The following is a 15,643-nucleotide window of genomic DNA, read 5'->3' on the forward strand; positions in this document are numbered from 1 at the left end:
TCTTTCTAGTGCATTATCAAAGCGAAAAGAGATCACTAGAATTACAACGGCAAAAAATAAGAGAAAGGCTATGAAGATCATTATTCTAGGTGCTGGACAAGTTGGCGGTACCCTTGCTGAAAACCTAGTGGGTGAAAACAATGACATCACGATTGTCGACCGTAATGCCGACCGACTTCGTGAACTTCAGGACAAATACGACCTTAGAGTTGTAAACGGTTATGCCAGCCACCCGAACACACTACGTGAAGCGGGCGCGCAAGATGCCGACATGTTGGTTGCCGTAACCAACATGGATGAAACCAACATGGCCGCATGTCAGGTTGCCTTTTCTCTGTTTAACACACCAAACCGTATTGCCCGTATCCGCTCTCCACAGTATTTAGAAGAGAAAGAAGCACTCTTCAAATCAGGGGCGATTCCGGTCGATCATTTGATTGCCCCAGAAGAACTCGTCACCAGCTACATCGAGCGCCTGATTCAATATCCAGGTGCATTGCAGGTTGTGAGCTTTGCTGAACAGAAAGTTAGCCTAGTCGCGGTAAAAGCCTACTACGGTGGGCCACTGGTCGGTAACGCACTGTCTGCTTTGCGTGAGCACATGCCGCACATTGATACTCGTGTTGCCGCTATCTTCCGTCAAGGTCGCCCTATTCGCCCACAAGGTACTACCATCATTGAAGCCGATGATGAGGTTTTCTTTGTGGCAGCAAGTAACCATATCCGCTCAGTAATGAGTGAGCTTCAGCGTCTAGAGAAACCGTATCGTCGCATCATGATTGTTGGCGGTGGTAACATTGGTGCAAGCTTGGCAAAACGCCTTGAACAGAGCTACAGCATCAAGCTTATCGAGCGCAGCTACACTCGCGCCGAGAAGCTATCTGAAGAATTAGAAAACACCATCGTATTCTGTGGTGATGCAGCCGACCAAGAACTGCTGACCGAAGAGAACATCGATCAGGTAGATGTGTTCATCGCTCTAACCAATGAAGATGAAACCAACATCATGTCAGCGATGCTGGCGAAGCGAATGGGCGCCAAGAAAGTAATGGTGCTGATTCAGCGTGGCGCTTATGTCGACCTTGTTCAGGGTGGCGTGATTGATATTGCGATATCTCCACAGCAAGCGACGATTTCTGCGCTACTTACTCACGTTCGTCGTGCTGATATTGTTAACGTATCCTCTCTACGTCGCGGTGCTGCTGAGGCGATTGAAGCCATTGCTCACGGTGACGAGACCACATCGAAAGTGGTTGGCCGAGCGATTGGCGACATCAAACTGCCACCGGGCACCACCATTGGTGCGATTGTTCGCGGAGAAGAGGTACTTATCGCGCACGATAGAACCGTAATCGAACAGGATGACCACGTAGTGATGTTCCTAGTGGACAAGAAATACGTACCGGATGTTGAGTCTCTATTCCAACCGAGCCCGTTCTTCTTATAGCCTTGTTCTCGTAAGCATCGTTCTCGCAACTTTCTTTTTGTGAGAGCGACGCTCCGGCACAAAGCTGTAATCTATTTAAGCTATGGTCTATTAAGCTATGGTCAACTTTCGTCCGATATTATTAGTGATAGGGTTAGTATTATCAAAACTCGCCCTTTTCATGTACATCCCTACATTGGTTGCCTTTTTCACAGGCACCGGTGGCTTCCTCGAGTTTGGTCAATCGGTAGTGATCACGCACATTGTGGCGTTCATCTGCTTGAGCTTGGGCCGCTCCGCTAAGTTCCGACTTGGGGTGCGGGACATGTTCCTTATCACCTCTTTGGTTTGGACCATTGCCAGTGCCTTTGCTGCACTGCCGTTTGTCTTCATCAACCACATCAGCTTTACGGACGCCTACTTCGAAACCATGTCTGGTATCACCACGACGGGTTCAACCGTATTAAGCGGCTTAGACAGCATGGCACCAAGTATTCTGTTGTGGCGTTCTATACTGCAATGGTTAGGCGGTATCGGCTTTATCGTGATGGCGGTAGCGGTTCTACCAATGCTCAACGTTGGTGGTATGCGCCTGTTCCAAACTGAATCATCCGATTGGTCAGATAAAAGTAGCCCACGAGCGAAAACAGTCGCGAAGAACATCGTGGCGGTTTATCTGGTTCTGACTGGTTTATGCATCATTAGCTATTTGTTTGCAGGCATGGGCATCTTTGACGCGATCAATCACGCGTTCACAACACTGTCGACGGGGGGTTACTCAACCTCAGATGGATCGATGAACCACTTCTCCAACAGTGCTCACTGGGTGGGAACCCTGTTCATGTTCCTTGGCGGCCTGCCGTTCTTACTGTTTGTTAGCGCACTGCGAGGCCGAAAGCTCTCAATACTCTACAAAGACGCGCAAGTAAGAGGTTTTACATACCTGTTCTTGGTCACCAGCGCCGTAATATCAACATGGTTGGTGGTTAGAGATGGCTACACTGTTATGGATGCGATGCGTGTTTCGATGTTCAACATCGTATCAGTCGTCACCACAACCGGTTTTGGCCTAGAAGACTTCACCGCCTGGGGTGCACTGCCAACCACCTTGTTTGCATTCCTAATGATGGCGGGAGCTTGCTCGGGTTCAACCTCTGGCGGTATTAAAATCTTCCGTTTCCAGATCGCGATGACCATGCTCCACAAACAAATGATGAAGCTAATTCACCCATCGGGCGTGTTTGTTCAACGCTACAATCAGCGACCTGTGAATGACGACATTGTGCGTTCACTCGTGGCATTTGGTTTGATGTTCTTTATCACGATTATCTTAATTGCTGGTGGTTTGAGTGCGATGGGGTTAGACCCAATAACAAGCATCTCAGGCGCTATCACAGCCGTTGCCAACGTGGGTCCGGGAATGGGCAGCGTGATCGGTCCAACCGGGAACTTTGCTCCACTGCCAGACGCCGCTAAATGGTTGCTAAGTTTAGGCATGCTAATGGGACGACTCGAGATACTGACGCTCATTGTTCTATTTTTCCCAGCCTTTTGGCGACGCTAATTCCGCGAATATTTAAGGAAACACAGATGAAATCATACGTACTTCTCGCTAGCGCATTGCTCGCAAACTCAGTATTCGTAAGTTCTGCCTTTGCTGATCAAATGGTCACATTGTCTGATGGCAAGCAAGTGTTACTAAAAGACGATTTTACTTGGCAGTATGTGAGTAACGCATCATCGAATGCAGAGTCAGCATTGACGAGTATTCCTGTAGCCAAAAACACACGCGGTACCACAATCAAGATTGGAGACACCAAGCCAAGCTTGCAGCTTTCCAAATCAGGTGTGGACGTTTTGATTGGGGCAGGACTCTACGAGAATGAACAGCTAATCTTACCTATTTCAGTCACTAACCAAAGCACAGAAGCCGTTGTGCTAGTTACGCTAAATATCACAGTCTACTCACCAACGGGTGAGCTGCTGCATCAAGGCAGTATCAACACTTGGCAATCCATTAAGCGCCTTGCTGATACCTACCTTCGACCACAAACTTCGGCAGAAGGTAAATACTTAGCGATCGATGTTGATAAGTATCCTGAATATAAAATAGACGTGGAGATCACTGACGTTTCTACCCGTTAGGGGCATACCGGTTCAATCAAAACTAAACTGGTGTCACAAACAGATAGATAGCGAAGAAATGGCAAGCGCAGCCCGCCAATACAAACAAGTGCCAGATGGCATGGTTATAAGGGATGCGTTTTGCCACATAGAAAATCACACCCAGCGAGTAAATCACTCCGCCAACTGCCAGTAACACCAAACCACCTATATCGATATTCATCGCTAATTGATAAACAACTATCAAAGATAGCCAACCCATCGCTAGGTAAATGAACAGCGATAAACGCTTGAATCGATAAACGAAGGCTATCTTCATGATGATGCCCACCAGCGCAATCCCCCAGATCACCGCCATCAAACCCATAGCCAATGGGGTTCTTAAGCCCACTAAGAGAAACGGCGTGTAACTGCCTGCAATCAACAAATAAATCGCACAGTGGTCAAGGGTTTTGAGTAAGCGCTTGGTTTTCTCAGTGGTGATCGAGTGGTATAACGTGGAGGCGATAAAGAGCAGAATAATACTGCTGCCATACACCGCCATACTAGCAACAGTTAGCATGTCGGCTTGGTAATCAAACGCACGAATAAGCAGCAAGATCAGACCAACCACGCCGAGCACAACGCCCAAGCCATGGGTTATTGCATTAGCGCGTTCTTCGATGTCACTGTATTCGCTGGCTGATGATGCAGACATGAATATCCTACTAGAGTAAATGTTCGATTGACCCAGTATTGCACATTAAGCTTACACGTGTAAGCTTAAATTTTTATGACACCTTTTATGACACTAATAACGCCTGAAATATGAAATGAGGCTAAAAGATCCAAAACTAAATAACCAAAGAGTTAAATAAAGGATTATAGGAACTAAGAGGCGTTATCTAGATATTCAAGTACCATCTTGCCAGCATCTTGTGGTGAGGTATCCAGTGGCACACTCAATTGACGCTGTAGCTTACCAACGCCTAGCAAGCTAGCTAACATGCCTTTTGCACCATCGCGATTTCTATCAATCTCGAACCACAACTTCAGCTCTGTTTCATCACGATGAGCCACCACTTCCAATTCACGCCAACGGCCATGATAAGGACCCGTCGTCGGCACAAACTCAAACTCTTGTACAAACGGCAGTTCAAAGCCTTTGACCGCTTCACATTCCACTTGACGAATACGCAGGCCTTGAGCTTCAAGCTCGTTAAAAATACCATCGAGCAGTGGGTCGGGACGAACCGTTAAGGTGTCTTTATCCGATGGGTCAATCGCCATCGCAATATCCAACCCGGTTTCCAGCCATACCTTTGAATCACCAATCGTAACCGGTGTGTTCAGTGGCACATCAAACTCACATTCAAAGTCACGGGTTTCACCCGGTTGAATCACAAAGGCATACGGCAAGCTCCATTTTGCCAGCGAGTATGTCTGGTGCATTCGGCGTTTATGACCGCCCTCTTGCCCTTGCGAGTTCGCGGTAACTTCTTTGACGTAGCGACAGCATAAGTTGAGATCAATGTTATCGATCTCCTGCGGCTGAGCGCCTCCGTAGACATGTACAATAATGCTCGCCTTCTTACCTGGATAAAGCACTTCCTGTTGCAATACAGAATCCACCTTGGCAGATCCAATTCCAAAACTTGCTAACGTTTTCTTTAAGAACGACATATGCACCTCCTTTAAAGCATCATCTTAAGCCTGAAAGAGGTTCAAACTCAAATATACTGCTCACACTATTTTAGCTCTAATATCGTTTAATTATCACTCAGGCGTCGATCGATAACTTAGATAGTGATAATCTAACCCTTGATATGCATGCATATCATTATCCTGATTTATTTTTCGGATTGGCGAAAGCCAGACGAGTGACTCTTCAAGCAATTGAGGCGGAGCTCATGATAAATCAGGCCATTAGATTGGCAATGGATATGCCTGACCGTTAGGTAAATTAATGCGCCCAACAGCTGTCAGGTTCTCGCACACCAACCGTAGTGCGATGCGTCGTCGTAGTGGCTTTGTTGCTGCTCCAACGGCTAAGAAATTGGCTCCTACAATGACTCTCGTTGAGAAGGCTGCTTTATTAGCACCGACTGCAACAAAAGTAATTAAAGCCGCTTAACAAAAAGCGCAGTTTTTACTGCGCTTTTTTCTTGCCCGCTCCCATCTTGAAATGTGTTTACACATTGGTATTCCCTACCCGATTTGATACCTTAGCCACAAATCATTATAAAATTTGTGGAGAAATAAAGTATGAAGTGTCACCGCATTGAAGAACTGCTTGAACTGATGGAGCCTGAGTGGCAGAAAGATCAAGAGCTTAACCTATTAGAGTTCATCATTAAGCTATCAAAAGAAGCGGGCTACCAAGGTAAGCTTGAAGAGCTAACTGACGATGTTCTTATCTACCATCTAAAAATGCGTAATAGCGAAAAAGATGAAATGATCCCAGGTCTTAAAAAAGACCAAGAAGATGATTTCAAAACCGCAATTCTAAAAGCACGTGGCCTTCTTTAGTCGCCTATTTATTTAGGGCTCAATTGCCGTATAGATAAAAAACTCAATGTTTAAAAGCGACCACTCGGTCGCTTTTTTGTTTCTGTTCGCTATTTTTTCGTCACAACTGTTATGACTTTTGTTGTTAAAGGTTGATAGCGTTAAAGAAATGAGAACAAGATTGTCGCTATAATCGCCATCCATAAGAATCTTCTAAAATAATAAGAGTGAGTGCGATACCAATAAATGCACCAAACTCAATTTCTACAGGTTCTCTAAACCATACTGTCAAGTAATGTCGTCATGCTCGAGTTAACCGGGCAAACAAGCCACAAAAAGGATAGTCCATGAGTCAGGATAAAATCGATATCAAAGATGTGACTCCTAAAACCTTTAACCCAAAAACACATAAAGGTAATGGAGATCGATTTAACCCAAGTAACCGAATCTATGTTCGAGAAAGCAAAGGTAAATTCCAACAACTGCGCCGTTATGGCGGTTGGTTCTTACTTTTACTTTTTGCGCTTATCCCATGGATCCCATTTGGTGAGCGACAAGCGATCTTGCTCGATATCGGCAGCCAACAGTTCAACTTCTTTGGTACAACCCTATACCCACAAGATCTAACGCTACTCGCTATCCTCTTCATGATTGCGGCGTTTGGCTTGTTCTTCATAACCACCTTCTTAGGGCGAGTCTGGTGTGGCTACCTGTGTCCACAAACCGTCTGGACCTTCATGTACATCTGGTTCGAAGAGAAACTGGAAGGCGCTGCCAATAAGCGAAGAAAGCAAGACTCAGGCAAACTGACGAGCAATTTAATTCTCAGAAAAACCATCAAGCACATCGCATGGTGGGCGATTGCGATTGCGACGGGCTTAACCTTTGTCGGTTACTTCATCCCAATCAAAGAACTGGTGGTTGGCTTCTTTACCTTTAACTCGACTTTCTGGCCGGTGTTTTGGGTATTGTTCTTTGCTGGGTGTACTTATGCGAATGCGGGATGGATGCGTTCTATTGTTTGTCTGCACATGTGTCCTTACGCGCGTTTCCAATCGGCAATGTTCGATAAAGATACCTTCATCGTGGGTTACGACACTGAGCGAGGTGAAAGCCGCGGCCCTCGCTCTCGTAAAGCCGATCCAAAAGAACTTGGGCTAGGCGACTGTATTGACTGTAATTTATGTGTTCAAGTGTGCCCGACGGGTATCGATATTCGTGATGGTCTGCAATACGAGTGTATTAACTGTGGCGCGTGTATTGATGCTTGTGACAACACCATGGAACGTATGGGTTATGAGAAAGGTCTGATCAACTACACCACCGAACATAGGCTTGAGGGGCACTCAACCAAGGTGATGCGTCCTAAGCTCTTGGGCTATGGCGTAATACTGATCGTTATGTTGGGGCTGTTTTTCGCACAAATCGCGAGTGTTGATCCTGCAGGCTTAAGCGTTCTGCGCGATAGAAACCAACTATTTAGAATCAATAGCCAAGGGCTTGTCGAAAATACTTACAACTTGAAAGTCATCAACAAGACTCAGCAAGAGCAAGAGTACAAACTTGATGTCAGCGGGCTACCGGATTCTATCTGGTACGGTAAACAAAAGATTACCGTAGACCCTGGTGAGGTTTTAAACCTTCCTATCAGTTTGGGCGTCGATCCAGAAAAACTGAGCTCACCAGTTTCGACAATTCAGTTTATACTCTCGGATAATGAAGAGTTTACGATGAAAGTCGAAAGCCGCTTTATCAAGAAGCTCTGATACCAGTCACCTTAGTGCTAGGTATAACAACCCAATAAATGGAAAAAGGCTCAGTAATGAGCCTTTTTTATTCTATGACGATGCAAGCCTTTAACTTTGATAACCTGACTCCCGACTTCATGTGGTACGCACTGGAGAGTATTGGAGTCCGTGCTGAATCCGGGCTTCTCGCTCTCAACAGTTACGAAAATCGAGTGTATCAATTCACCGATGAAGACCGTAAACGCTACGTCGTTAAGTTTTATCGTCCGCAGCGCTGGAACAAAGCACAGATCCAAGAAGAGCATGACTTCGCACTCGAGCTTATCGAACAAGAGATGCCAGTTGCACCTCCAATGCGAATCAATGGCGCAACCTTACATGAATATCAAGGCTACCTATTTGCCTTATTTGAAAGTGTTGGTGGCAGACAGTACGAAGTCGACAATCTAGACCAATTGGAAGGCGTTGGACGTTTTCTTGGGCGTATTCATAAAGCCAGCGCAGGAAGAACATTCCAACATCGCCCAACCATCAGCTTAGATGAATACCTTTATCAACCACGTAAAATTCTAGAGAACTCTCAGTTTATCCCGACACACCTAGAGAACGCGTTCTTCAATGATGTCGACCTTCTGATCAAAGAGCTAGAGAGCCAGTGGCCAAGCAATATTGAAAATATCCGCCTGCATGGTGACTGCCACCCAGGCAATATCTTATGGCGTGACGGGCCAATGTTCGTCGATCTTGATGACGCACGTAACGGCCCTGCGATACAAGATTTGTGGATGCTGCTTAACGGCGAGCGTCAAGATAAGCTAATGCAACTGGATATTCTGCTAGAGAGCTATCAAGAATTTTGCGATTTTAATACCGCGCAACTGAAACTAATCGAACCACTACGCGGTCTACGTATGGTGCATTACATGGCATGGTTGGCGAAACGATGGAACGATCCTGCATTTCCTCTAGCCTTCCCATGGTTTAATGATCCAAAATATTGGGAGCAACAAGTACTTGCTTGTAAAGAGCAAATTGCTACCCTGCAAGAGCCACCACTTTCGTTAATGCCTCAGTGGTAACAGCAATCGCAACACAACTAGATAAAAATTCAAACATAATGGAGATTGGATAAATGAAAAAGCTATTCGCATTTTTCTCATTGATCATGTTGAGCCTTTCAGCTCACGCTGCGAAATTTAACGAAGGTGAACACTACAAAGTTCTCGATCTAGAAGCATCAAAAAAACCAATGGTGACAGAGTTCTTCTCTTTCTACTGCCCACACTGTAATAGCTTTGAACCAATCATCCAGCAGCTAAAACAACAGCTACCAAAAGACGCTAAGCTACAGAAGAACCATGTTTCATTCATGGGTGGCAACATGGGTCTGCCAATGAGCAAAGCTTACGCAACCATGATTGCACTGAAAGTTGAAGATAAAATGGTGCCAGTGATGTTTAACCGCATCCACACCATGAACAAGCCACCACGCGATGAAGAAGAATTGCGTCAAATCTTCCTAGACGAAGGCGTTGATGCTAAGAAATTCGATGCGGCATACAACGGCTTTGCAGTCGACTCTATGGTTCGCCGCTTCGACAAAGCATTCAAAGACAGCGGTCTTTCTGGTGTTCCTGCGGTCGTCGTTAACAACCGCTACCTAGTAGACGCTCAAGGTATTAGCTCTCTCGATGAGTACTTCGAGCTCGTTAACTTTCTACTTAAGAAGTAACGTATTGATTAAAGGAAGCTTCGGCTTCCTTTTTTGCACTAGTTCAAAAAGATTCATAGATAAACAATCATCCTGAAAACGTTGTGCTTTACTGATATCAATATCCAGTCCTAAGAACTGGTAGGCAAGGAGCCTTTGAATGAAAATAAAAATAACGCTTTTGGCACTGAGCATTGCAGCCTCTCCTGCTTTTGCCAAGCTTGCAGACGAACAAGGTTTCAGTGGTGAAATCTCTATTAATACAGGGGTTACCTCTTCCACCTCAAACTTTAATACCGATGCTAATAGCACCATTTCGTCCATTAACCAGAAAGCCTCATCTGAAAGCTCATTTCTTGTCGCTCCTTTAGGCAGTATTGCTTACACCTTTGGCGAGAAATTGAATCACCAGGTATACACAGGTACCACTCGTGATGACGTAGCAACAGGTACTGTCGTGCTTGAGGTTGGTTATAAATACCAACTAGAGTCAGGCATGACCATCGACGCTTCACTTTTGCCGACTATCATGTCAGGTGAGACTTGGGCCGACCCGTACAACACCACTTCAGGTCGCACCAAAACGGATGAAACAGGCAATGCCTTTCGTGTGAAACTAAGTAGCATTGCGGGGTCTGCTTTCTCGTTAGACATGGCCTACGCCACCAAAGATGTGGAAGATGATCGGGTTAGAGAAGAATTACAGCGTGATGCCAATACTTTCTACCTGAAAGGTCAGTACCGTCAACCAATCAACCGCACCATGATGTTAGTACCATCATTGATTTACCAATCAAGTTCTGCCGATGGCAAAGCTGCCTCTTATGAACAGTTTGGCGGTGAAGTGAGTTTGTTTGGCGGTATGGGTCGTCACCAATACGCACTAACAGCGGGCTATAACCAACGCTCTTACGATGCAAGCAACCCTATCTACAGCAAGAAGCGCAGCGACGACAACATCAACCTATTTGCCGCGTATGAATATGATCAATTCATGGACTGGGAAAACTGGTCGTTTGTTTCGCTTGCGGGCTACGGCACCAGCGACTCGAACATTACCTTCTACGATGAATCACAATACATCGTCTCAGTTGGCTTGAACTACAAGTTCTAATCACTGCTTTCTAATAACCATTAGTTCATAACAACGAAAGCCTGCGTAAAAGCAGGCTTTCTTGTTTTTATACCAATCACAGTAAATAAATGACCCGTTGTTTACTACGATTGGCATGACTATACAGCTTGAGCCGAGAGTTGTTTCAAGAGTCGATCCATCGCTCGATAACCAAGTGCCTCTGATAAATGCTTCTTTTCAATCTGCTCATTACCCTCTAGGTCCGCAATGGTTCGCGCTACCTTAATAATGCGATGATAAGCACGAATTGATAAACCTAATCGATGCAGAGCCGTTTCCAGAAATTCTGCATCCTCACGCCTCAATGGGCAGTACTTTTCAATTTCTCGGCTGCCTAACAGCGCATTCGATTTATGGTTCCTAGACAGCATCAACTGGCGCGCTTGTTTGACTCTTTGCTTTACCACTTGAGTCGTTTCACCACGATCGCCACCTTCAGCCAACATCCCTTTGGGCAATAGTGGGATCTCCAATGACATATCGAACCGATCAAGCAGTGGCCCCGATAATCGATTGAGATAGCGCAATATGATCTGAGGATTAGCGCGTGCTTGATTGCCTTCGTAATAACCAGTCGGGCTTGGGTTCAAGGCTCCGACCAACTGAAAGCGTGCAGGAAAACGAGTCTTGCCTGCCACGCGTGAAATAATGATCTCACCTGACTCTAGAGGCTCTCGTAATGAATCGAGCACCTTGCGCTCAAACTCAGGCATCTCATCGAGAAACAATAATCCGTTATGCGCCAAAGAGATCTCTCCGGGGCGAGGTATCGAGCCACCACCGACCAATGCTGCCATCGAACTCGAATGGTGTGGAGAACGGAAAGGTCGTTGTTTCCAGTTGTATTGATTGATTTCTTGTTGCGTTAAAGAAGCCACCGAAGCGGTTTCCATCGCCTCGTCGTCACTCATCTCAGGTAACAAATCGCGCAATCGAGACGCCAACATGGTTTTTCCAGTTCCGGGCGGGCCGAGAAAAAGAAGGTTATGGTTGCCCGCTGCGGCGATCTCCAGTGCTCGCTTACCTTGTTGCTGGCCAATAATATCTTGTAGGTCACGATTATCAGACACATCGACATGATGATGCTCGGTTCGATATAAACCAAGCTGAGCCTGGCCACACATATCAGCGCAAACCTCCAACAAGGTTTGTGCAGATTTATGCGCTCCCTTGCCAACTAAGGCCGCCTGATCACCGTTATGGTGCGGAACCACCAAGCATCGCTCAACACTATCCGCCGCTAATGTTGCTGGTAGCACTCCTTTGACTGAACGCAGCTCTCCCGATAACGCCAACTCACCGATAAATTCATGTTGAACTATTTTTGATGTAGGAAGCTGATCTGACGCCACCAAAATCCCAAGCGCAATTGGCAGATCGAAACGTCCTCCCTCTTTGGGTAAATCTGCAGGTGCAAGGTTGACCGTGATTCTTTTCGATGGAAATTCAAAGCGAGAATTGATGATGGCACTCCTTACTCGATCTTTAGATTCCTTAACCGTCGTTTCAGGTAGACCCACCAGCGTAAAACCGGGCATTCCGTTGCTAATATGCACTTCCACAGTCACTTCTGGTGCCTCTACACCCACACTAGCTCGGCTATGAATTATTGCGAGTCCCATAACTTTCCTTTGTCTTTGATTTAAAAGTATTCACTCTGGATATTCATTGCTCACCAAAGCGATAAGGTTGTTATATAGCGTGGTGGAATGGTGTTTTAATGTGAAAAAAGAATGACATTTTCCTTGTCATGCAGCAGATTTGTGTGATAACACTAGAGATGTAGACATTTACTTAAGACAATAAACGAGAAAACTCGAACTTTATGACATTTAACGCTCGCATTTACGCACTGATTAACCTGATTATCGTAGTCATTATTGAGACTGCGCGGGGGCGAGTGGGAAAAAAGTAACCACGAATTAGAAAAAACCCCCGCACTGAAAAGTCCGGGGGTTTTTTCTAATTTAGACATTCGATTTTATATTTTGAAACATTTTCGGCTTTGCCGATTTACAGGAAGAATGGGAGCACAAGATGTGCAGAGACAATGGAAACAATTACCAAAACAAAGGTAATACGGAGGAATTACGATGAAAGGCGCAGAACTGGTCGTATCCGCACTCAAGCAACAAGGCATTGAGACCGTATTTGGTTACCCTGGCGGTGCCATCATGCCAATCTACGATGCACTCTATGACGGCGGGGTTGAACATATCCTATGTCGTCATGAGCAAGGCGCTGCAATGGCCGCTATCGGTATGGCTCGAGCAACGCAAGACGTCGCTGTTTGTATGGCAACCTCAGGCCCGGGGGCAACTAACCTAGTCACAGGTCTTGCTGATGCTTTTATGGATTCCATCCCACTCGTAGCTATCACTGGTCAAGTTGCTAGTTCCCACATTGGTACCGATGCATTCCAAGAAATGGATGTGATTGGTATGTCTCTGTCATGTACTAAACACAGCTACCTAGTAACTGATATTGAAGATCTTGCTCCAGCGCTCGCTGAAGCGTTTGTAGTAGCAAAGTCTGGCCGTCCTGGCCCGGTTATCGTCGATATCGCTAAAGATGTTCAACTAGCAGAAGCACCTGTTAACACTCTTCCTGAATTTACTCCACCCGCAATTCCTATTGCGACAACTGATGCCATTGAACAGGCACAGTACTTTTTGTCTCAAGCAACCCGTCCTGTTTTATACGTAGGTGGTGGTGTTCAACTGGCGAAAGCAACCGATGCGGTTCGTGAATTTTTACGCCTTAACCCAATGCCAGCAGTAAGCACACTGAAAGGCTTGGGCACTATCGAACGTGACGACCCACACTACCTTGGCATGCTGGGTATGCACGGCACTAAAGCCGCTAACCTTGTGGTTCAAGAGAGTGACCTATTGATTGTAGTCGGTGCTCGTTTTGATGACCGAGTAACGGGCAAACTCGATACCTTCGCGCCGCATGCTAAGGTTATCCATATCGATATCGATGCCGCTGAGTTCAGCAAACTGCGTCTTGCCAATGCTCCAATTCGCGGTGACATCAACAAGATCATGCCTCAACTGGAGCTAAGCCAAGACATCTCCTCTTGGGTTCACCACTCTGAAGGCCTTCGTAGCTCATTTAAATGGCGTTACGACCACCCTGGCGACCTTATCTTCGCACCTCTGTTGTTGAAACAACTGTCAGACATGATGCCTGCGAGTTCTATGGTTTCGACCGATGTTGGCCAACATCAGATGTGGGCAGCTCAACACATTCAGCCACGCGATCCACAAAACTTCATCACTTCAGCGGGCTTAGGCACTATGGGCTTTGGCCTACCTGCAGCCATGGGTGCATCGGTTGGTCGTCCTAATGACCAATCTATACTTATCTCTGGTGACGGCTCGTTCATGATGAACATTCAAGAGCTTGGTACGCTGAAGCGTCGCCAAATCCCAGTAAAAATGGTGCTGCTTAACAACTCGCGCTTAGGCATGGTTCGCCAATGGCAATCGCTGTTCTTTGATGGCCGACACAGTGAAACCATCTTGGATGACAACCCGGATTTCGTCATGCTAGCGAAAGCATTTGATATCCCGGGCAAAACCATCACGCGTAAAGAAGAAGTAGAACCAGCACTGAAAGAGATGCTAGAGAGCAAAACCGCTTACCTACTTCATGTTCTTATCGATGAAGAAGAGAACGTATGGCCACTAGTACCGCCAGGTGCTTCAAACAGTGAGATGTTGGAGAACACATAACATGAAAAGATACCTATTAGACATCAAAGCCGATGATAAGCCTGTACTACTAGAGCGTGTTCTTCGTGTTATCCGCCACCGTGGCTTTATTGTTAAGCAAGTAGCTGGCACTCAAAACCACGAAAGCAAAGTGGCGAGTGTTGAGATCATTGTCGACAGTGAGCGTCCGATCTCTTTCTTGGTAAACCAAATCGAAAAACTGTGGGACGTGCGTACCGTTGACGTTATCTCGATCAGCCGTAATGAATTGCCAAACAACAACTTACAACAAAAGATAAACGCATAAGGAACCGCTAACATGACAGCTAAAACAGCAGACTATATTTGGTTTAACGGTGAAATGGTTCCTTGGGCAGAGGCGAACGTTCACGTCCTGACTCACGCAATGCACTACGGTACTTCTGTGTTTGAAGGTGTTCGTTGTTACAACACGCCAAAGGGCCCGGTTATCTTCCGTCACCCAGAGCATGCAAGACGCCTAAAAGACTCAGCGAAAATCTACCGCTTCCCAATTCCTTACACAGAGGAAGAAATTATGGAAGCGACTCGCGAAACGCTACGCCAAAATAAGCTAGAGTCAGCGTACATCCGCCCTCTCGGCTTTGTCGGTAACGTTGGTTTGGGTGTCTGCCCGCCAGAAAACACTGAGATGGATCTGATCATCGCTGCTTTCCCTTGGGGTTCTTACCTAGGCGAAGAAGCGCTAGAAAATGGCGTAGATGCGATGATATCAAGCTGGAATCGTGCAGCGCCAAATACCATCCCAACCGCAGCAAAAGCCGGTGGTAACTACCTATCTTCACTACTGGTTGGTGGTGAAGCTCGTCGTCATGGTTACGATGAAGGTATCGCACTGAGCGTCGATGGTTACCTTTCAGAAGGTGCAGGCGAGAACATCTTCGTGATTCGTAATGGCGTGCTATCAACACCACCAGCAACCAGCGCAATTCTGCCGGGTATTACTCGTGATTCGATCATGACGCTAGCAAAAGACATGGGTTATGAAATCCGTGAAGAGAACATTGCTCGTGAAGCGCTATATCTTGCCGATGAAGTCTTCATGACAGGCACAGCTGCAGAAATCGTTCCAGTTCGCAGCGTAGACAAAATTACAGTAGGTGAAGGCAAACGCGGTCCTATCACTGAAAAAGTTCAAGCGGCTTACTTTGGTTTATTCAATGGCACTACTGAAGATAAGTGGGGCTGGTTAGATTACGTTTATCCAGCAGACCAAACTTCAGAAAGCCAAACACAAACCACTAAGTAAGCAAC

The 15,643-nt window shown here is 46.1% G+C and carries 15 protein-coding genes; 12 read left to right on the top strand and 3 right to left on the bottom strand.

Annotation, left to right across the window (positions count from 1 at the left end):
• The first annotated feature begins 70 nt into the window (after window positions 1-70).
• The 3 genes from trkA to MED222_RS05250 all read left to right on the top strand — a co-directional run bounded on the left by trkA (window position 71) and on the right by MED222_RS05250 (window position 3,571).
• Window positions 71-1,447, top strand: coding sequence for a Trk system potassium transporter TrkA (gene trkA / locus MED222_RS05260; protein WP_004735766.1), 1,377 nt, complete (start codon window positions 71-73; stop codon window positions 1,445-1,447).
• Between the two features lie 97 nt (window positions 1,448-1,544).
• Window positions 1,545-2,990: a TrkH family potassium uptake protein gene (locus MED222_RS05255; protein ID WP_009848099.1), complete on the top strand. Its 1,446-nt coding sequence runs from the start codon at window positions 1,545-1,547 to the stop codon at window positions 2,988-2,990.
• Between the two features lie 26 nt (window positions 2,991-3,016).
• Complete coding sequence (locus tag MED222_RS05250; RefSeq protein WP_009848100.1) at window positions 3,017-3,571, top strand: DUF3157 family protein; 555 nt, start codon at window positions 3,017-3,019, stop codon at window positions 3,569-3,571.
• A gap of 22 nt (window positions 3,572-3,593) precedes the next feature.
• Here MED222_RS05250 and trhA read toward each other — a convergent pair whose 3' ends face one another.
• A complete protein-coding gene (gene trhA, locus MED222_RS05245; RefSeq protein WP_009848101.1) occupies window positions 3,594-4,247 on the bottom strand; it encodes a PAQR family membrane homeostasis protein TrhA in 654 nt (217 codons plus the stop codon).
• A gap of 173 nt (window positions 4,248-4,420) precedes the next feature.
• Window positions 4,421-5,212 carry a sporulation protein gene (locus MED222_RS05240; RefSeq protein ID WP_009848102.1) on the bottom strand — a complete coding sequence of 264 codons (792 nt, stop codon included), beginning with the start codon at window positions 5,210-5,212 and terminating at the stop codon, window positions 4,421-4,423.
• Between the two features lie 283 nt (window positions 5,213-5,495).
• Here MED222_RS05240 and MED222_RS22535 point away from each other — a divergent pair, with 283 nt between their 5' ends.
• The 6 genes from MED222_RS22535 (at window position 5,496) to MED222_RS05215 (ending at window position 10,610) form a co-directional block, all read left to right on the top strand.
• Entirely contained in the window at window positions 5,496-5,663 is a 168-nt protein-coding gene (locus tag MED222_RS22535; protein WP_009848103.1) for a hypothetical protein, read from the top strand.
• A gap of 131 nt (window positions 5,664-5,794) precedes the next feature.
• Window positions 5,795-6,058 (top strand): YihD family protein, encoded by a 264-nt coding sequence (locus MED222_RS05235; RefSeq protein WP_009848104.1) that lies wholly within the window; start codon window positions 5,795-5,797, stop codon window positions 6,056-6,058.
• Window positions 6,059-6,384: 326 nt separating this feature from the next.
• Entirely contained in the window at window positions 6,385-7,803 is a 1,419-nt protein-coding gene (gene ccoG / locus MED222_RS05230; RefSeq protein WP_009848106.1) for a cytochrome c oxidase accessory protein CcoG, read from the top strand.
• Between the two features lie 74 nt (window positions 7,804-7,877).
• Window positions 7,878-8,864, top strand: a complete 987-nt coding sequence (locus MED222_RS05225; RefSeq protein ID WP_009848107.1) for a serine/threonine protein kinase — start codon at window positions 7,878-7,880, stop codon at window positions 8,862-8,864.
• Window positions 8,865-8,917: 53 nt separating this feature from the next.
• Complete coding sequence (locus MED222_RS05220; RefSeq protein ID WP_009848108.1) at window positions 8,918-9,517, top strand: thiol:disulfide interchange protein DsbA/DsbL; 600 nt, start codon at window positions 8,918-8,920, stop codon at window positions 9,515-9,517.
• Between the two features lie 139 nt (window positions 9,518-9,656).
• A complete protein-coding gene (locus tag MED222_RS05215; RefSeq protein ID WP_009848109.1) occupies window positions 9,657-10,610 on the top strand; it encodes a DUF2860 domain-containing protein in 954 nt (317 codons plus the stop codon).
• 119 nt (window positions 10,611-10,729) lie between these two features.
• On the opposite strand, the gene MED222_RS05210 is transcribed toward MED222_RS05215, so the two are convergent.
• Window positions 10,730-12,253 (bottom strand): YifB family Mg chelatase-like AAA ATPase, encoded by a 1,524-nt coding sequence (locus MED222_RS05210; protein WP_009848110.1) that lies wholly within the window; start codon window positions 12,251-12,253, stop codon window positions 10,730-10,732.
• Between the two features lie 471 nt (window positions 12,254-12,724).
• On the opposite strand from MED222_RS05210, the gene ilvG reads away from it, so the two are divergent.
• From ilvG to MED222_RS05195, 3 genes are read left to right on the top strand one after another with little or no spacing between them, the layout of a single operon-like run.
• Complete coding sequence (gene ilvG / locus MED222_RS05205; RefSeq protein WP_009848111.1) at window positions 12,725-14,371, top strand: acetolactate synthase 2 catalytic subunit; 1,647 nt, start codon at window positions 12,725-12,727, stop codon at window positions 14,369-14,371.
• Between the two features lies 1 nt (window position 14,372).
• Window positions 14,373-14,657, top strand: coding sequence for an acetolactate synthase 2 small subunit (ilvM, locus tag MED222_RS05200; RefSeq protein WP_009848112.1), 285 nt, complete (start codon window positions 14,373-14,375; stop codon window positions 14,655-14,657).
• 12 nt (window positions 14,658-14,669) lie between these two features.
• Window positions 14,670-15,638: a branched-chain amino acid transaminase gene (locus tag MED222_RS05195; protein WP_009848113.1), complete on the top strand. Its 969-nt coding sequence runs from the start codon at window positions 14,670-14,672 to the stop codon at window positions 15,636-15,638.
• Window positions 15,639-15,643: the final 5 nt, after the last annotated feature.

The sequence above is a fragment of the Vibrio sp. MED222 genome (assembly GCF_000153005.1).
Taxonomy (GTDB): Bacteria; Pseudomonadota; Gammaproteobacteria; order Enterobacterales; family Vibrionaceae; genus Vibrio; species Vibrio tasmaniensis_A.